Origin of the sequence: Pseudomonas brassicacearum subsp. neoaurantiaca, from assembly GCF_013608025.1 — a bacterium.
In the GTDB taxonomy this organism is placed as follows: domain Bacteria; phylum Pseudomonadota; class Gammaproteobacteria; order Pseudomonadales; family Pseudomonadaceae; genus Aquipseudomonas.
This window is the reverse complement of the sequence record NZ_VDLV01000013.1, coordinates 260,854-279,924: the sequence shown is the minus strand read 5'-3', so window position 1 is coordinate 279,924 and position 19,071 is coordinate 260,854. Positions and strand designations below refer to the sequence as shown.

Below are 19,071 nucleotides of genomic sequence, written 5' to 3'. Positions count from 1 at the left end.
CGCCAAAAAAGCGAGGGCCGCTACGCGCCCCAGCGGGAGCAAGCTCCCTCGCCACAAAAGCCGTGTCGGCTTTAGTCCTTACGCCTGCACGCTCAACCCATACTCAGCCGCCGCATCCTGCAACCACAGCCACCAGTAATCGGAGAAGCTGCGGCGGATCACCAGTTCCCAGGTGTCTTCAGCCGTATGGCGGATCACCAGTTGCGACTTGGCAAACACCGTGCCCACCGCCTTGCCCACCGGGAAGTTGCTTGGGTGTACATCGTAGCTGGTGGATTTCATCAGCACATCGCGCACGTTCGGGCCGGACAATTCGAGGATCTGCTGGCCGCCGCTGACGTTGACGATCTGGATGTGCAGGTCGCCCAGGGCTTCGCGCAGCTTCTGCTCGGCGGCGAATTCTTCGCCGGTGGGCACCACCAGCAGCCATTCATCCGGGCCAAGCCATTGCAGGCTGGTTTCACCCTTGATCACGACGGTCAGCGCGCCCGGCAATTCCAGGCCCAGGGCCTTGTGCACGCCGGCGGCGAACGCCGGGTCGTGGCCATCGCCACGAATGGTCAGGTGACCGAGGAGTTTTTTCTCGCGCACGGTCACGCCGGCGTTCTTGCGGCCCTTGCCCACCAGGCTGGCGAGGTCGGCATGGTGCAGCGACGACTCGGCCTTGGCCCCGGTGGTTGGGCGTTGTTGGTACACGTTGACTGCGGTCATATGGAGCACCTGTCTGAATGCTGTTGGGTCAAACCCTTGTGGTGGCTGTCAGGCCGTCATCGCGAGCAAGCTCGCTCCCACAAGGGTTACGCGATCAACTGTGGGAGCGAGCTTGCTCGCGATTGCGTCCCACAGGACCTCAAGCCACTAGATATTCTGCCGATCCCCCTTCGGATCGAAGAACACCGAAGAAACGATCTCTGCCTCGATCACGCTGCCGTCGGCCAATGGCGCGAACACTCGCTCGCCCAGGCGCTTCAAGCCGCCCTTGACCACGCCCATCGCAAACGAATAACCCAGGGAGTTATGCGCATAGCTGGAAGTGACGTGGCCAACCATCGACATCGGGATCGCCTGCTTGGGGTTGAATACCAGTTGCGCGCCTTCCGGCAGCCAGACATTCGGGTCGATCGGCTTGAGGCCCACCAGTTGCTTGCGGTCTTCACGCACGCAATCTTCACGGTTCATGCCGCGCCAGCCGATCCACGAGAACGGCTTGGTCCGGCCGACGCACCAGCCCATGTTCAGGTCGTCCGGGGTCATCGAGCTGTCGGTATCCTGGCCGACGATGATGAAGCCCTTCTCGGCCCGCAATACGTGCATGGTCTCGGTGCCGTACGGGGTCAGGTTGTACTTCTTGCCAGCCTCGACGATCTGCTCGAGCACGCCCATGGCGTAGTCGGCCTGCACGTTGATTTCGTACGAGAGTTCACCGGTGAACGAGATCCGGAACACTCGGGCCGGCACGCCGCCCACCAAGCCTTCCTTCCAGGTCATGAACGGGAACGCGTCCTTGTCCAGGTCGATGTCGGTGACGTCGCCGAGCAGCTTGCGGCTGTTGGGGCCCGACAAGGTCATCGTTGCCCAATGGTCGGTGACCGAGGTGAAGTACACCTTCAGGTCTGGCCATTCGGTCTGGTGATAGATTTCCAGCCACTGCAGTACACGCGCCGCGCCGCCAGTGGTAGTGGTCATCAGGAAGTGGTTGTCCGCCAGACAGGCCGTTACGCCGTCGTCGAAGACCATGCCGTCTTCCTTGCACATCAGGCCGTAGCGGGCCTTGCCCACGTCGAGCTTGGTCCAGGCGTTGGTGTAGACGCGGTTGAGGAACTCACGAGCGTCCGGGCCCTGGATGTCGATCTTGCCCAGGGTCGAAGCGTCCAGCAGGCCGACGCTGTCACGCACGGCCTTGCATTCGCGCTTGACTGCGGCATGCAGGTCTTCGCCGTTCTTCGGGAAGTACCAAGGGCGCTTCCACTGGCCGACGTCTTCGAACTCGGCACCGTTCTTTACATGCCAGGCATGCAGCGCGGTGAAACGCACCGGCTCGAAGATGTGCCCGCAGTGCCGGCCCGCCACCGCGCCGAAGGTCACCGGCGTGTAGTTCGGACGGAACATGGTGGTGCCCATCTGCGGGATGCTCACGTTCAGCGAGCGGGCCGCGATGGCCAGGCCGTTGACGTTGCCCAGCTTGCCCTGGTCGGTACCGAAGCCCAGCGCGGTGTAGCGCTTGACGTGTTCCACCGACTCGAAGCCTTCGCGGGTGGCGAGCTCGATGGCGGCGGCAGTGACGTCGTTCTGCAGGTCGACGAATTGCTTCGGCGCCCGTGCGGTGGCTTTTTCGTGAGGCACCTGGAACAGCGCCAGGGTCGGTTCTTCGTGACGGCTCAGCGCTTTAGGCAACACGCCCTCGACGGCCTTGAAGCCGGCTTCGCTGGCCGCGCGCACGCCGCCTTCGAATCCGTCGGCCAAACTATCGCCGAGGCCATAGACGCCGTTGATACCGCCGACGCAGACACGTTTTTGCGGGGCTTCGCCCGGTACGAAACCGAGGATGTCTTCACGCCAGATCGGCTTGCCGCCCAGGTGTGAAGCCAGGTGGACCACCGGGCTGTAGCCGCCGGAGCTGGCCACCAGGTCGCAGTCCAGCCATTCGCCGGGGCTGGTGACTTTGTGGGCACGGACGTCGATCGCGGCCACACGTGCCCCGGTGACGCGCTTGCTGCCACGGGCCTCGATCACGGCACTGCCGGTGAGGATGCGGATGCCCTTGGCGCGGGCTTCTTCCACCAGCGCGCCACGTGGGTTGCTGCGGGCGTCGGCCACGGCGACCACTTGCAGGCCGGCGTCGAACCAGTCCAGGGCCACGCGATAGGCGTGGTCGTTGTTGGTGCTCAGGACCAGTTTCTTGCCCGGCGCCACGCCGTAGCGGCGGATGTAGGTAGAAACTGCGCCAGCCAGCATGTTGCCCGGCACGTCGTTGTTGCCGTAGACCAATGGGCGCTCGCAGGCGCCGGTCGCCAGGACCACGCGCTTGGCGCGAACCCGGTTGATGCGCTGGCGAACCTGGCCGATCGGTGCGCGGTCACCCAGGTGATCAGTGAGCCGCTCATGGATGGTCAGGAAGTTATGGTCGTGATAACCGTTCACGGTGGCGCGAGGCAACAGCACCACTTCCGGCATCGAGCGCAGCTCAGCCACTGCGGCCGCGACCCACTCGGTCGCCGGCTTGCCGTCCAGGCTTTCGCGGGAGTCGAGCAGGCTGCCGCCGAACTCTTCCTGCTCGTCGGCCAGGATCACGCGGGCACCGCTGCGGCCAGCCGCCAACGCGGCAGCCAGGCCAGACGGGCCAGCGCCAACGATCAGCACGTCGCAGTGACGGTTCATGTAGTCGTAGGTGTCCGGATCGTTCTCGGTCGGCGAGCGACCCAGGCCCGCGGCCTTGCGGATGTACTTCTCGTAGGTCATCCAGAACGATTGCGGGTACATGAAGGTTTTGTAGTAGAAACCCGGCGGCATCAGCTTGCCGCCGACCTTGCCGAGAATCCCCATCATGTCGTTGTTCACGTTCGGCCAGCCGTTGGTGCTGGTGGCGACCAAACCTTGATACAGCGCCTGTTGCGTGGCGCGCACGTTGGGAATCTGCGTGGCTTCGGTGGCACCGATCTGCAGCACCGCGTTCGGCTCTTCGGCGCCGGCGGCGAAGATGCCGCGCGGACGGGAATACTTGAAGCTGCGGCCGATGATGTCGACACCGTTGGCCAGCAGCGCGGCGGCCAGGGAGTCACCTTCGAAGCCTTTGTAGGTCTGGCCGTTGAAGGTGAATGTCAGCACTTTGTTGCGGTCGATCCGTCCGCCGTTGGACAGGCGATTGATCTGGCTCATACCTTCTCTCCCAGAGCCTGTGCAGCCGCTTTCGGACTGTCAGCCTTGTCGGTGAACTGCGGCTTTTCGCCGATCTTGTAGGTTTCGAGAATCTCGTAGGTCACGGTGTCACGGGTCGCGTTGAAGTACTGGCGGCAACCGGCGACGTGATCCCACAGCTCATGGTGCAAGCCGCGTGGGTTGTCACGGAAGAACATGTAGTCGCCCCACTGCTCGTCGGTGCAGGCGTTCGGATCCAGTGGGCGCGGGATATGCGCCTGGCCGGATGCATGGAATTCCTCTTCGGAGCGCAGTTCGCCGCAGTGAGGACAGAAGATATGCAACATGGGGATTTCTCCTGTTAGTGGGCAACCGCAGCAGCGCCGTGTTCATCGATCAACGCACCGTTGTGGAAACGGTCGATGGAGAAAGGTGCGGCCAATGGGTGCATTTCACCCTTGGCCAGGCTCGCGGCAAACACGTTGCCCGAGCCAGGTGTCGCCTTGAAGCCACCGGTGCCCCAACCGCAGTTGAAGAACATGTTCGGCACCGGGGTCTTGGAGATGATCGGGCAGGCGTCCGGCGTGGTGTCGACGATGCCGCCCCACTGGCGGTTCATGCGCACGCGGGACAACACCGGGAACATCTCGACGATAGCCTGGATGGTGTGCTCGATCACCGGGTACGAACCACGCTGGCCGTAGCCGTTGTAGCCGTCGATACCGGCGCCGATCACCAGGTCGCCCTTGTCGGACTGGCTGATGTAGCCGTGCACGGCGTTGGACATGATCACGCTGTCGATGATTGGCTTGATCGGCTCGGACACCAGCGCTTGCAGCGGGTGGGATTCGACCGGCAGGCGGAAGCCCGCGAGCTTGGCCATGTGCCCGGAGTTACCGGCAGTGACCACGCCGACGCGCTTGGCGCCGATGAAGCCCTTGTTGGTTTCCACGCCGATGCACACGCCGTTTTCCTTGCGGAAACCGATCACTTCGGTCTGCTGGATCAAGTCCACGCCCAAGGCGTCAGCCGCCCGGGCAAAGCCCCAGGCCACGGCATCGTGACGAGCCACGCCGCCGCGACGCTGGACGGTGGCGCCCATCACCGGGTAGCGGGTGTTTTTCGAGCAATCCAGGTACGGGATCTCGTCGGCCACTTGCTTGGCGTTGAGCAACTCGCCGTCCACGCCGTTGAGGCGGTTGGCGCTGACGCGACGCTCGGAATCACGGATGTCCTGCAGGGTGTGGCACAGGTTGTAGACGCCACGCTGGGAAAACATCACGTTGTAGTTCAGGTCCTGGGACAGGCCTTCCCAGAGTTTCATCGCGTGTTCGTACAGGTGGGCCGATTCGTCCCACAGGTAGTTGGAGCGCACGATGGTGGTGTTGCGCGCGGTGTTGCCGCCGCCCAACCAGCCCTTCTCGACCACGGCCACGTTGGTGATGCCGTGTTCCTTGGCCAGGTAATAGGCGGTCGCCAGGCCATGCCCGCCACCGCCAACGATGACCACGTCGTAGACCTTTTTCGGGGTCGGCGTGCGCCACATCCGCTGCCAGTTTTCATGATGGCTGAGTGAGTGTTTGAAGAGGCCGAAGCCTGAATAGCGTTGCATAGTCATTTACTCCAAAACCGACTCAGCGATAAACCGGGAAGTCCGCGCACAGGGCCGCCACTTGCTGCGCGACATTGGCCTCGACATCGGCGTCGCCGAGGTTGTCGAGGATGTCGCAGATCCAGCCGGCCAGCGTGACGCACTGAGTAACCTTGAAACCACGCGTGGTCACTGCCGGGGTGCCGATGCGCAGGCCCGAGGTCACGAACGGCGATTGCGGGTCGTTCGGCACGGCGTTCTTGTTGACGGTGATGTGGGCACGGCCCAGGGCGGCGTCGGCGTCCTTGCCGGTCAGGCCTTGGCGAATCAGGCTGACCAGGAACAGATGGTTGTCGGTGCCGCCGGACACTACATCGTAGCCGCGCTTGATGAACACGCCAGCCATGGCCTGGGCGTTTTCAATCACTTGCTGTTGATAGGCCTTGAAGCCAGGCTCCAGCGCTTCCTTGAAGCACACGGCCTTGCCGGCAATCACGTGCATCAGCGGGCCGCCCTGGGCGCCGGGGAATACCGCGGCGTTGAGCTTCTTCTCGATCTCTTCGTTGGACTTGGCCAGGATCAGGCCGCCCCGTGGACCGCGCAGGGTCTTGTGGGTGGTGGTGGTCACCACGTCGGCGTACGGCAGCGGGTTCGGGTACAGGCCGGCGGCAACCAGGCCAGCGACGTGGGCCATGTCGACGAACAACAGCGCACCGACCTTGTCGGCGATCTGGCGGAAACGTGGGAAATCCAGGGTCTTGGAGTAGGCGGAGAAACCGGCAACGATCATCTTCGGCTTGCACTCGACTGCCAGGCGCTCGACTTCGTCGTAGTCGATCAGGCCGGTGGTGGTGTCGATACCGTATTGCACCGCGTTATAAAGCTTGCCCGAGGACGACACTTTGGCACCGTGGGTCAGGTGACCGCCGTGGGCCAGGCTCATGCCCAGGATGGTGTCGCCGGCTTGCAGCAAGGCCAGGTAGACGGCGCTGTTGGCCGACGAACCGGAGTGCGGCTGGACGTTGGCGTAATCGGCGCCGAACAATTGCTTGGCGCGCTCGATGGCCAGGGCTTCGACTTTGTCGACGTGCTCGCAGCCACCGTAGTAGCGCTTGCCCGGGTAGCCTTCGGCGTATTTGTTGGTCAAGCCGCTGCCCTGGGCCTGCATCACACGCTTGCTGGTGTAGTTCTCCGACGCGATCAGTTCGATGTGATCTTCCTGGCGTTGCTCCTCGGCATTCATCGCCGCCAGCAGTGCATCATCGTAGCCTTGGATTTGGTCTTGCTTGCTGAACATCGCGTCTCTCCCAGCGGCGGCGGTGCGCCTTTCGTCTCGGTGAGGCACGGACCGTTTCGGTCGTGCCCTTTGGATGCGATGGTATGGCCGGCGCAGGCAGGTCAAATGCCTATGGACGCCACGCAAAGGTGCGTTTACGACATGGGAACAGACACGGTCATTGTGGCGAGGGGATTTATCCCCGCTGGGGCGCGAAGCGGCCCTAAAACCAGACACCTGGGTGGGTCAGATTGGTTGAATTAGCTATCTTGGGGCTGCTTCGCAGCCCAGCGGGGATAAATCCCCTCGCCACAAAGGCTATGCGGCGATCTGGCGAACCACGAGCAAGGCCAGGAAATGCGCCGGATAAAGGCCATACGCCCAGCGCCGCATCGCCGGCGGCTGAAAACGCCTCGCCTGTCGCGACAGCACCAGCCCCAACCCTGGCGCGATCAGGCAAGCCACCAGTCCCCAAATCGCCACCGCGTCCCCCAGCCAAGCCGCGCCATACAACACCCGCCACTGGTTGGCCGCGACACAGACCAATCCCGGCAACAAGGCCAGATACAAGGAACGCTTGAACAGCAGCAACATCACCAGCGGCAGCAGCACGCCGAAGAAACCGAACATCAAATTCGACGAAAACAGCGCCGCCAACAGTAGTGCCACCGCGGCCAGGCATCGGGCCTCGAGGGTGGGCGCCTGCCAACCGCGCGCCACAAACAACCCGAGCACCAGCGTCGGCATGACGTTCAGGGTGGAGGGGTCGGGAATGAACAGGCGGTAGGGAATTTCGCTGACGGCACTGAACAGCAACAACCAACCCAGGTAGCGCCACGAGCCAGCATCGGTCCCGCCGCGCGTCAGGTTCGCCGCCATCGCCAGGCAGAACCACGGAAACGCCAGCCGCCCCGGCACGTATAGCCAATCGACGGAAAAACCGATATATCGCAGATGATCGAGAATCATCGACAACAGTGCCAACCATTTGAGCAAGTCCAGAGCGCCATCACGTCGACTCATGATCCTATCGACTCAATGACTCGGTTTTTTTCTGACAGAAACATCCGGTGTGTTCCCCCGCCAATCTTGGGTAAAGTGCGCACCAGTATCGATCACGGCGTCGTGGACCCAAGCACGCCGAACCATGGAACCCCTCATCCGGGGCATTCCGCCAGGGATCTCTTACCCAGGACTCTCTATTCAAGGAGCAAGGCCATGACCGACAAGAGCCAACAATTCGCCAGCGACAACTATTCCGGTATTTGCCCCGAAGCCTGGGCCGCCATGGAAGAAGCCAACCAGGGCCACCAGCGTGCCTACGGCGACGACGATTGGACCCACCGCGCGGCAGATGGCTTCCGGGAGCTATTCGAAACCGACTGCGAAGTGTTCTTTGCGTTCAATGGCACCGCTGCCAACTCCTTGGCCCTGTCGTCGTTGTGCCAGAGTTATCACAGCGTGATCTGCTCGGAAACCGCCCACGTCGAAACCGACGAATGCGGCGCACCGGAATTCTTCTCCAACGGTTCCAAGCTGCTGGTGGCACGCACCGAGAATGGCAAGCTGACCCCCGAATCGATCCGCGAGGTCGCGCTCAAGCGCCAGGACATCCACTACCCCAAGCCACGCGTCGTGACCCTGACCCAGGCCACGGAAGTCGGCAGTGTCTATACGCCGGATGAAATCCGCGCCATCAGCGCCACCTGCAAGGAACTGGGGCTGAACCTGCACATGGACGGCGCGCGCTTCTCCAACGCCTGCGCCTTCCTTGGCTGCACCCCGGCCGACCTGACCTGGAAAGCCGGCGTGGACGTGCTGTGCTTCGGCGGGACGAAAAACGGCATGGCGGTGGGCGAGGCGATCCTGTTCTTCAACCACGACCTGGCCGAAGACTTCGACTACCGCTGCAAACAGGCCGGGCAACTGGCTTCGAAAATGCGCTTCCTCTCCGCGCCGTGGGTCGGCTTGCTGCAAGACGACGCGTGGCTCAAGCACGCCCGCCACGCCAACCGCTGCGCGCAATTGCTGGCTGAACTGGTCAGCGACATCGACGGCGTGGAACTGATGTTTCCGGTCCAGGCCAACGGCGTGTTTCTGCAACTCTCGGAACCGGCCATCGCCGCACTGACGGCCAAGGGCTGGCGTTTCTACACCTTCATCGGCAAGGGCGGCGCACGCTTCATGTGCTCGTGGGATACCGAGGAAGCGCGGGTGCGGGAGCTGGCGGCGGATATTCGGGAAGTGATGGCGGGCTAAGTAGAAACACACTCAAGACCGGGCCGGGACACCCGTGGCGAGGGGATTTATCCCCGCTGGGCTGCAAAGCAGCCCCAAAGCAGTCAACTCGGTCTGCCTGAAGCACCGCGATTGCAGGTTTTAGGGCTGCTTCGCAGCCCGACGGAGATAAATCCCCTCGCCACAGGAAATCCCTCTAGGCACAAGGAAATACCTCTAGGCACAAGTAAATCCCTCCAGGCACAGAGGGATTTACATCTACCCGAGCGAGCGAATCAGAAATCGATCCGCACATCCCCCTTCGGCACGCTACAGCACGACAGGATATAACCCTCGGCCTCGTCGTCCTCGGTGATCCCGCCGTTGTGCTCCATCTCCACTTCCCCGCCCAGCTTCAGCACCTTGCAGGTGCCGCAGATGCCCATACCGCAGGCCTTGGGGATCATCATGCCAAGCTTGGCGGCAGCGGCGTGGACGGTTTCTCCCGGCCCCACGCGAATGCTCTTGCCAGAAGAGGTGAATTCCACCAGGTGCAGGTCCGCGGCATCGACTTCTGGCGCGTCGGCAGCCTGCTCGGCCTGCTCCACCGCATCGGCGCGGGCTTCCGGTGGCGTCGCGCCGAAGGATTCCTCGTGGTAACGCTTCATGTCGTAGCCGGCCGCTTCCAGCAGGCGCTTGACCGCCGTCATGTAAGGCGTCGGGCCGCAGCAGAACACTTCGCGCTCGAGGAAGTCGGGCACCATCAATTCCAGCATCTTGTGGTTCAGGTAACCGCGATACCCGGCCCACGGCTCGCCCAGGCCATGCTTTTCGCAGATCAGGTGCAAGCTGAAGTTGTCGATCCGCGACGCCATGTGCTCCAGCTCGCGGTGGTAGATGATGTCCTTGGGCGAGCGGGCGCTGTGGATGAAGGTCATGTCGACGTTGGCGTTGGTGTCGTAGAACCAGCGCGCCATGGACATGCACGGCGTGATGCCCACGCCGCCACTGAGGTACAAGACTTTCGGGCTCGGGAAATCGATGGCGTTGAACAACCCCACCGGCCCGTGCACCGCCAGTTCCTGGCCTTCATGCAGGGTATCGTGCAACCAGTTGGAGACCTTGCCCCCCGGCACGCGCTTGATCGTTACGGAGAAGCTGTAGGGCACCGACGGCGAGCTGGAGATGGTGTAGGAACGCATGATCGGCTGGCCTTCGATTTCCAGCTCCAGGGTGACGAACTGCCCGGGCTTGAAAAAGAACATGATCGGCTGGTCGGCCATGAAGCAAAAGGTGCGCACATCCCAGGTTTCCTGGATGACTTTGACGCAACGCACGATATGTCGGCCATTGGCCCAGGTCTGGGTGGTGACCGGGTTCAGGAAATTATTGGACATGCTGATCTCCACGGCCGACTGTCGGCCTTCATGATGGCGATTGTGCGCAGGCACCTGAGTGACCATTTACCTATCTGCGACATTCACATACTTATCGCGACCAGCCCCCAACGACCGGGGCTTGCGCGTCGGGAACAGATTGGGCCATGTCGCCCATGGATAAGGTTGTGCCCCTGCGCGGCCCCACACTCGCCCCAACAGATAAACAAAGTTTTCTGCCTTGCGTAGCACAACCGATTAGCCATTTTCACCGGCCCCGCTTAGAGGGCCACGAGGATAAAACGATGGACACCACTACCCTGAGCCTGGGCGATCCGCTGGAACCCGCACGCAAGGCCACCGCGCAAATGCTGCAAGAGCGCGAGCGTACCTTTTCGCTGCCGCAACCGTTCTACAGTGATGAGCGCCTGTTTGATATCGACATGCAGGAAATCTTCCAGAAAGAATGGTTGATCGCCGGCATGACTTGCGAAATCCCGGCCAAGGGCAACTACCTGACCCTGCAAATCGGCAAGAACCCGATCATCGTGATTCGCGGCGCCGACGGTGTGGTGCACGCCTTCCATAACGTCTGCCGCCACCGCGGTTCGCGGCTGTGCACCAGCGAAAAGGGCAAGGTCGCCAAACTGGTCTGCCACTACCACCAGTGGACCTACGAACTGGACGGTCGCCTGCTGTTCGCCGGCACCGAGATGGGCGCCGACTTCGACATGAAGCAGTACGGCCTCAAGCCGGTGAACGTGAAGACTGCTGGCGGCTACATCTTCATCAGCCTGGCCGAAAACCCGCCGGCCATCGATGATTTCCTGTCGACCCTGAACCACTACATGGAACCGTACGACATGGAGAACACCAAGGTGGCGGTGCAAACCACCTTGATGGAAAAGGCCAACTGGAAACTCGTGCTGGAGAACAACCGCGAGTGCTACCACTGCAACGCCTCGCACCCTGAATTGCTCAAGACCCTGTTGGAATGGGACGACGTTACCGACCCACGCGCCGACCAGGCGTTCAAGGACCACGTGGCCGCTTCCGCCGCCGCCTGGGATGCCGAGAAGATCCCGTACGCCCACGCCAGCTTCGGCCTGCGCAACCGCATCGTGCGCATGCCGCTGCTCAAGGGCACCGTGTCGATGACCATGGACGGCAAGCAAGGCTGCGCCAAGCTGATGGGTCGCATCAAGAACCCGGACCTGGGCTCGATGCGCATCCTGCACCTGCCGCACTCGTGGAACCACTGCATGGGCGACCACATCATCGTGTTCACCGTGTGGCCGATCAGCGCCCAGGAAACCATGGTCACCACCAAGTGGCTGGTGCACAAGGATGCGGTCGAAGGCGTGGACTACGACGTGGCACGCATGCGCGAAGTCTGGGACGCCACCAACGACCAGGACCGTCGCCTGGCCGAGGAAAACCAGCGCGGCATCAACTCCACCGCCTACCAGCCAGGCCCGTACTCCAAGACCTATGAGTTCGGCGTGGTGAACTTCGTGGATTGGTACAGCGAGCGCCTGCTCAACAACCTCGGGGCCGAGCCGGCGCCGTACCTCAAGGGCGTGCCGGTCCAGGGCTAAGTCAGAAGCATCGCGAGCAAGCTCGCTCCCACAGGGGATCTTCAGCGCACCGAAGACCCCATGTGGGAGCGAGCTTGCTCGCGATAGCGGCCTGACATTCACCGACTACCGGGAAGACCACCGCACACTGCCATCCTCCCCATAAAACGTCTCGACAATCTCCTCTCCCTTCAGTTGTACCTTCACATACCCATTCAACACCCGCTCCGGATACGCCTCGTCCCCCGCCAGCTCAGTTTCCGACCACAACACCCGCGCATGTCCGTTCAATTCGCTGGTGGTGCCGTAGGGAATCGCTCCGTGCCCGGCGCAGCGCGCGTGCAACCCGCCTTGCGGCGCATAGCAGATGCCATTGTGCAAATGCCCCCAATACCAATAATCCGGCTCGCGCCCCAAGGCGTCACAGACCGGTTGGTAGAGCGCAGTCTTGTTGTGCCCGGAGATATCGAAGCCCTGGTGATGGCTGAGAACCATGAGCTTCTTGCGCTTGGGCAGACTCTTCATCCATTCGATCTGCTGGGTGTTGAGGGTGCCGTCCATGTACAGGTTCATAGCATCCGAGGCGTAGGCGCTGTCGAGCCCAACCACCAACCAATCGTCGTTGTACAACGCAAAGTAGCTGGTGCCCTGTTGCACCGGAAAACGCTTGGCCAGTTCCTTGAAATAACCGTGTGCGCCGCTGTACATCTCATGGTTGGAATTGAGCGTGAACGAGCCGTGCTTGCCCTGGGGCCAGCCGACCATGTCAACGTCTTCCTGGGAATGGGTGCCGGCGTAATACACGTCGCCCAGGTGGATGGTGAAATCGGCCTGGGCCAGTTGCATCTGGTTGGCGACGGCCACGGCGGGCGCGTGGCTGTCGAACGGCCCGGTGCCCCAATCGCCGGCGATGGCCAGCACCACGTCGTTGTCCATTTTCACCAGCGCCGGGTTTGTGGCGAACGGCGCGTGGTGACGCAGGTTTTCGATCCACTTGAGCAGCGCCTCGCTCCACAGCAGGTCCAGCAACTCCCATTTGCGACAACCGAGCAAGGTGCCGTCCTTGAGAACCCGGGTGGGCAACTCGTCTTCGCTTTGCGGCAGCGGCGTGGCGTTGCCGATCTTCAGGATCGACAGGCCGTGAGCCAACTCCCACGGCACCGCCGGTTCGTCGTCCGGCAGATCGCCGTGATCGATGACATGCCGGGCCTGGTCGTGGCCTCGCTCCAGCAATTTGACGATGGCCTGGAACTCCTCGGGCTCCAGGTCGTTGACGAGTTTCTTCCAGGACATCTCCAGCCGCGTGACCAACCCGTGCAGGCGGACCTTGACCTTGTCGAACTCATGTTCCCAATGGTGCAGTAATGACATGTGAACGCTCCTTCGTAATGCCCCGGGCTACAGGGTCTTCATGAATTCGATCAGGGCCCGCTTGTCGACGTCCGACAGCTGCGTGCCATACAGGTGACCGCCGTTGTGGTTGCCTTCCAGGCGGGTGTCGTATTTGAAATCCGCCGACGCCTTCATCTGCGCGCCACTGGTGACGAAACCGACCTTCTGCGGATCGTAGATATCGGAGCCGGTGTAGAACACTTGCGGACGTTGTTCCGGCGCTTGCAGCAGATCCCACAGGGTTGGCACCGAACCGTTGTGTAGGTATGGCGCCCGCAGCCAGATGCCGTCGGTAGGGGTGTTGCTGTAGCTCTGGGTCTTGCGGTAGGCGCCAAAGTCGAACGGCGGTTTCTTGAAGCCGTGGAACGCCGTGACCAGGCCGGTGGTGAAGGAGTTGAGGCGATGGGGGTCGGTGCCCAACTGGTCGATGTTGGTGGTGACCTGGCCAGTGTCGCTGCGGCCGAAATCATGGCAAGCGGCGCAGTTCTGTTCCCAGATCGGTTTGCCCTGGGCGACTTTCGCCTGGTCCAGAGCGAACGGCCAGGCCGGCGCCTTGTGGCCCAGCAGCCAGTTCGTGACGCGATTGAAACTCGGCGGCAGCACCGATTCCGGCGTCGCGCCCACGGCCATGGCCGCCGCGTAGTTGCGTTCGTGGATCTTGTTGTTATTGCCGTCCCAGTGCAGGTACATGGATTCACGAGGTTTCTGGTTCCACACCTGGGGCAGGTCCACGGTGCCGATCGTGGAGTCATCCGGGAAGCCAAAGACCACCATTTTGGTCGGGTTGAAGGTGTCGGTCCGTCCTGGCCCCTGGGCCGGACGCAGCTTCTGCCAGGCGTAGGCCTGCTTCTGCTTGAGCAACGCGCTCTTGGCCATCGGAATGATCAGGTAGCGGTTGTAGAGCTTTTCGAAAAAGCCCAGCTGGAACTTGTTGTTGATCGCCGTCATGACCGCATCGGGGGTGAATTTCGGGTCGCTGGCACACTCGTAGGCGAACCATTGGAAGGCTTGCAGTTGCAGGGTATTGGCCGGCGCGGCGGCGACCGGTACCGCTACGTCAGTGGCATTGGCCCGATAGGAACCGGTGTGGCACAGCGCGCAGTTCGGCTCCACGGTGGGATAGCCGAGCTGCCGCTTGGCCATGCCGATGGGCAGGTCCTTGCCGTTTTCATAGAGGAAACCGAACACCTCGTAGCCGCCCGGCTTGGGCAGTTTTTCCGGGCACATCTGCGGCAGCACGGCGAACAGGTAGTAGGGAATCCGCGCCTCGATTCCCAGACCGATGGCGGCGTATTTGTAGTGGTCTTCGTCGGAAGCGAAGTCCGGTTGCGGCACTTCCCGGATCATCTGGTACCAGGTCTGGTAGCCGATGAAACCCAACAGCAAGACCACCACCAACGTGCCGACCTTGAACCCGTGACTCTGCCAGCGCAGCGCCCAGCCGGCGCGCCACTCGCGCCAACCGGCGCAGAGCAACGCCAGCGGACGGTTGGCCACTGGGCTGCCGAGGTACAACAGCACGCCCAGGACCAAGAACATGGTCAGGTCGCCCATCAACATCGGCACGAACAGCGAGCCCTGGTTGTTGGTGTTGATCAGGTAGATCCAGAACACCACCGCCACCAGCCGCGACAGCACGCACAACCACGAATGCACCACGAAACGCGGCGCGTTGAAGCCCGAAGGCATGTAGAACAGGCTGATCCCCACCAGCAACATGCCGGCGTTTTCCAGCCAGGGATCGGACAATACGGGGGGCAGGCCAATCATGGACGTCAGCAACGCCGGCGCAAACAGCGCCGGGATCGCGAAGACCATGTTCATGACGATTCCGATCCAGATGACGCGTTGGAACCAGCGGATGTAAGTGTTCATGGCATCCTTTTCCTTATTCCTGACTCACGAGATACATCGCTCTGGCGATCGCCATCGCGAGCAAGCTCGCTCCCACACTGGTTTCGCGGCGTGCACGAATTCAGCGGCACATAGGCCCCCTGTGGGAGCGAGCTTGCTCGCGATGCGGTCGACTCGGTCTTGAGTCAACCGAGCGCGGTCTTCTCCAGGTGCTCAAGAATGATCGGATACACATCCACCACCGCATCCTTGCCGAACATGCAGTCGATGTGGCCATAGCCCGGTATTTCATGGCGACTGAACAACTGCGGGCCATGCATGTCGCACAACCGCTCGTAGGTCTTGAGGGTGCTCTGCGGCAGGTAGCACTGGTTGTCGGCGCCGCTGATGAAGCAGATCGGCAACTTCAACCGATCGAAATGCGGCATGTAGACGTCGTTGCCCTTGAAGTCCACCAGATGCCCCTTGCGCACGATCAGCGCCAAGTGCTCGAAGGTCTGGATATTCGACTCGCCGAACAGCTCATGCAGGTTGTCGTGCAGGGTTTCGTTGAGGGTGTCGTGGCGGTACAGCGACGCATACATGAACGTGATGCGATGGCAGACCGGGTTGGTGCAATAGCCCTGGGCCTCGATCCGGGCATAGCCGTTGAGGGCCTTGTCGTAGAGTTTGTTGAACCAGCTTTCCTTGGTATCGGCGTAGGCCGTCATGGATTTGATGCCGATGGCATCGAGCATGCCGGGCAGGTGCAACCCGGCCTTCAGACCGGTGGCGGTGGCGACCACCGTGTCGGCGGCGATCTGCGAGCAGACCACCGAGCGCACGCCCTGCAACCCCGCGAGCATCGACATGAAGAAGGTCGTCGCACCGTAGCAATGCACCACGCATTGCACGTCACGGGCCAGGGTCGCCTGTTGGATCTGTTCGATGGCGGCCTTGAAGTCGTACTGGGCGACCTGGTCGCCGTTCCATTCATTTTTGCTGGCCGGTAGCAGGATGCTGACGCGCAGGTCCAACAACCAGACGTCGTATTCGTGCTTGCACAGATACTCCAGCAGGTTGGTGTGGATGGTGTCGGTGGAAAAGATATTCGACCCCACGCCCAGGCCATGGACCAACATCACCGGGCCTTTGCTGCCGGCCTGGTAGCGGGTCAGGCGCAACTCGACGTTGTCCTCGGTCTGGAAGAAATGCACCACCGGCGCCGGCGCATCCAATGGCCGTTTCAGGCGGGGCGGCGCGTCCGGGTTGAAGTAGACGTCCCCGGCGAAGACACCGCCGTAGCTCTCCCACAAAATGCCGGCGAAGAACTTGCCGAACCGCGCCAGCGCCTCCACTCGCTCACGCTCATTACGGGCATTGAGCACTTTCATGGTGGTCATCTGCTTGGCGAAGTCAGCCGGCAGGATGTGCATTACGCCGGAGCCGAGCACTGCGCCGGTCTTGTCCGGTCCGCGATAGAGCGTGACGTAGAGCGTGCTGGTGTCGTGCCAGATGTTCAGCACGCCGTTGTCCTCGGGCACGGTCTTGAAGGCGCTGAAAAAGTAGTCGCTGCCGTCTTCGGCGGTCAGCTTCATGTCGTAGTTCATATGGCGCACGCCGACCTGCTCCTGGTATTGCTCGAACAGGTTGAACACGCCGTTGCTGGCAACCAGCGGCTTGGCCGACAGCAGAGGCGCATCGAGGGTGCCCACCAGGGTCGCGGCGTGCTCCGGTTCCTTGATCAAGCGATCAAGGTCGGCGGCAGTGATGGTCAGGGTGAATTCGATCGGCGAGTTATCGGCCTGGCCGCGCTTGGCCGCCGCTTCGTAAAGGTTGAGGTCGGTGCCTTGGGGCTCGGTGAATGCGGTAGAGAAGTAACCCTTCATGGTTTCGGTGAACTGCACCCCGAGGGTCGGCGCCGCTACCGGTTTGCGCGGGGCCGACGGCAGCGTGTAATCGATCAGCCAGCCGCGATCGGCCGCCAGCAACCCCATGTTGCGCTCACTGACCGCCGAAATGGTCAGCAACGGGTTGACCGCCAGGGACGTCGGGATCACCGAGCCGTCCGTCACGTACAGGCCCGGGTAGACGTCGGTGCCGCTGGCACCGCTGAACACCTGGCCCTTGTGGTTGACCACGCCCTGGACCGCGTCTTCGCCCATCACACAGCCGCCCAGCGGATGGACCGAGACGATGCTGTGCTTGAGCAGTTTGGTCCAGATCGGGTTCTCGACCCAGATCCCGCCCAGGGCCTTGGTGCTCTGGTGCAGCCGTTCGTTGCCGAGGGTGACGTTTTCCTGCTCGCCGACACCCGGCCAGTCGATGCGTAGCTGATCCTTGTTGTCGAGGACCATGCGGCCCTTGCCGTTGTCATGGCTCATGATCAAGTAGGTCTGCATGTTGTGCAGCGCGCCGTAATACGGCCCGCGCAGAAAGCTCTCGGCCTCGCGGCCCTTGTACTTGAGGCTGGCACCGAAGCCAGTGTCGGTCGGCACGCCGATCATTTCAGCGAACGTCGCCATGCTCGGCACCATGGCCCGGCCAAGGGCGCCAGGGATAGAGCCTTCCTCGATCACCATCCGGCTGCGCCAGTCGCCCTCGGTGCGCATGTCGATCACCGACGTGATGCACGGCCCCACCGGCTCGAGTTCCTTGGCCGAATGGGCGCCAAAGCCGATGCCGTTGATGACCTGGTCGCAGTTGTGGCCGAAGCCGAGGATGTCACCGTTGCCGCTCATGTTCTCGCCCAACTGGGCGGACATCGACAAGCCCTTGTCCCGCGAGCGCAGCATGATTTCGGTGGAGCCCAAGGTGCCGGCGGACACCACCACGATGTCCGCGCGGACAAAAAGCGTCGGCGCCGAAAACATCTCGCGACCGCTGTCCAGGTACTGGAAATGCACGATCCAACCATCGCCGTCGCGCTCCAGGTGCCGCACCTCGGCCTGGCAGAAAATCTCCGCGCCGTGGTTCCAGGCGTCCGGCAGGTAGTTCATCAGCGTGGTGTTCTTCGCCTTGTTGTTACAGCCCGAGACGCAGTCGCCACAGCCGTTGCACGGCAGTTGTTCGACGCCGACGTGGTTGAGGTTGTTGGGCAGCTTGTCGAAGGTCACGTTGATCGGCGGCTTGTAGAAATGCGCGCCCTGCTTGAGGTAATCCGCCGACTTCTTGTGGGCGTCGAGCTTGGGCAGGTTCGGCGCAGACGCCGGATAGGGATTGGGCTTGAGCATCTCCCGGGCCCGGGCGTAGCCGTCCTTGAGCAGCGTGTCACTGTGCTCGCGCATTGCCAGTGGCCAACGCGGGTCTTCGAAGACCCCAGGCTCGGCTTCCAACGCGACGTTGGCATTGATCAGCGACGTGCCACCCAGGCCACACCCGACCACCACGTTCTGCTGGGCGTTGACGTGCAGGTCGAACAACCCGGTGCGCGAACCGATGTGACCGTCGGGGTCGTGTACCTGCAACTCCTCAGTGGCGGCGAGCAGTGTGTTGGGGTATTCGCCGGGCTGGATCTCCCGGCCCCGCTCCAGCAGACAGACCTTGCGCCCGGCCCGGGACAGGCGCGACGCGGCGATGCCGCCGCCGTAGCCGGAACCAATGACGATAACGTCGTAGTGTTCCTTGATTTCACTGATGGGGGTCGAGATCCGTGTCATGTTCAATTCCTCTCAGGCAGAAGGGGCAACTCTGCGGTTGCCTGTAAATCCACAGGCGCACAAGCGCCTGGCCGCTATCCCGTATGGGTTGGAGCGGCAATCAACGGTGTCGTGGGGAAAAGCTCAGGCGTTATAGGCGCGCACGCTGGTTGGCTGCGCGACGATGAACACGTCGGGGCAGCGCGGTGGCAGGCGTCGGGATACACGTCGGGGCTGAATCGGGTAACGGGGTGGGGGGCTTGCTATCCATCATGCGTTCTCCCTGAACCAGACATGGATAAAGTCGCGGTGTCCT

The 19,071-nt window shown here is 62.2% G+C and carries 12 protein-coding genes; 2 read left to right on the top strand and 10 right to left on the bottom strand.

What is annotated here, in order from left to right; all coding sequences use genetic code 11:
• Nucleotides 1-78 precede the first annotated feature (78 nt).
• The 6 genes from FHK92_RS12150 to FHK92_RS12125 all read right to left on the bottom strand — a co-directional run bounded on the left by FHK92_RS12150 (nucleotide 79) and on the right by FHK92_RS12125 (nucleotide 7,745).
• On the bottom strand, nucleotides 79-711 hold the full coding sequence (locus FHK92_RS12150; RefSeq protein WP_181288276.1) for a sarcosine oxidase subunit gamma: 633 nt from the start codon (nucleotides 709-711) through the stop codon (nucleotides 79-81).
• A 147-nt stretch (nucleotides 712-858) separates the two neighbouring features.
• Entirely contained in the window at nucleotides 859-3,876 is a 3,018-nt protein-coding gene (locus FHK92_RS12145; RefSeq protein WP_181288275.1) for a sarcosine oxidase subunit alpha, read from the bottom strand.
• Entirely contained in the window at nucleotides 3,873-4,202 is a 330-nt protein-coding gene (locus tag FHK92_RS12140) for a sarcosine oxidase subunit delta (protein WP_030139292.1), read from the bottom strand. The genes FHK92_RS12145 and FHK92_RS12140 overlap by 4 nt, the downstream gene beginning before the upstream one ends.
• Nucleotides 4,203-4,216: 14 nt before the next feature.
• Nucleotides 4,217-5,467: a sarcosine oxidase subunit beta gene (locus FHK92_RS12135; RefSeq protein ID WP_030139293.1), complete on the bottom strand. Its 1,251-nt coding sequence runs from the start codon at nucleotides 5,465-5,467 to the stop codon at nucleotides 4,217-4,219.
• Between the two features lie 22 nt (nucleotides 5,468-5,489).
• Nucleotides 5,490-6,743, bottom strand: coding sequence for a serine hydroxymethyltransferase (gene glyA / locus FHK92_RS12130; protein ID WP_181288274.1), 1,254 nt, complete (start codon nucleotides 6,741-6,743; stop codon nucleotides 5,490-5,492).
• Nucleotides 6,744-7,040: 297 nt separating this feature from the next.
• Complete coding sequence (locus tag FHK92_RS12125; RefSeq protein ID WP_181288273.1) at nucleotides 7,041-7,745, bottom strand: TraX family protein; 705 nt, start codon at nucleotides 7,743-7,745, stop codon at nucleotides 7,041-7,043.
• Between the two features lie 195 nt (nucleotides 7,746-7,940).
• On the opposite strand from FHK92_RS12125, the gene FHK92_RS12120 reads away from it, so the two are divergent.
• Nucleotides 7,941-8,981, top strand: a complete 1,041-nt coding sequence (locus FHK92_RS12120) for a threonine aldolase family protein (protein ID WP_030139296.1) — start codon at nucleotides 7,941-7,943, stop codon at nucleotides 8,979-8,981.
• A 254-nt stretch (nucleotides 8,982-9,235) separates the two neighbouring features.
• Here the strand turns inward: FHK92_RS12120 and gbcB are convergent, their stop codons facing one another.
• A complete protein-coding gene (gene gbcB / locus FHK92_RS12115; RefSeq protein ID WP_030139297.1) occupies nucleotides 9,236-10,336 on the bottom strand; it encodes a glycine-betaine demethylase subunit GbcB in 1,101 nt (366 codons plus the stop codon).
• A gap of 284 nt (nucleotides 10,337-10,620) precedes the next feature.
• Here gbcB and gbcA point away from each other — a divergent pair, with 284 nt between their 5' ends.
• Complete coding sequence (gene gbcA / locus FHK92_RS12110) at nucleotides 10,621-11,913, top strand: glycine-betaine demethylase subunit GbcA (protein ID WP_181288272.1); 1,293 nt, start codon at nucleotides 10,621-10,623, stop codon at nucleotides 11,911-11,913.
• A gap of 105 nt (nucleotides 11,914-12,018) precedes the next feature.
• Here gbcA and FHK92_RS12105 read toward each other — a convergent pair whose 3' ends face one another.
• From FHK92_RS12105 to FHK92_RS12095, 3 genes are all read right to left on the bottom strand, one after another.
• Nucleotides 12,019-13,263 carry a metallophosphoesterase gene (locus FHK92_RS12105; protein ID WP_181288271.1) on the bottom strand — a complete coding sequence of 415 codons (1,245 nt, stop codon included), beginning with the start codon at nucleotides 13,261-13,263 and terminating at the stop codon, nucleotides 12,019-12,021.
• Between the two features lie 27 nt (nucleotides 13,264-13,290).
• Nucleotides 13,291-15,159 (bottom strand): c-type cytochrome, encoded by a 1,869-nt coding sequence (locus FHK92_RS12100; RefSeq protein ID WP_181288270.1) that lies wholly within the window; start codon nucleotides 15,157-15,159, stop codon nucleotides 13,291-13,293.
• Nucleotides 15,160-15,323: 164 nt separating this feature from the next.
• Nucleotides 15,324-18,776 carry a GMC oxidoreductase gene (locus FHK92_RS12095; RefSeq protein WP_181288269.1) on the bottom strand — a complete coding sequence of 1,151 codons (3,453 nt, stop codon included), beginning with the start codon at nucleotides 18,774-18,776 and terminating at the stop codon, nucleotides 15,324-15,326.
• Between the last annotated feature and the right edge of the window lie 295 nt (nucleotides 18,777-19,071).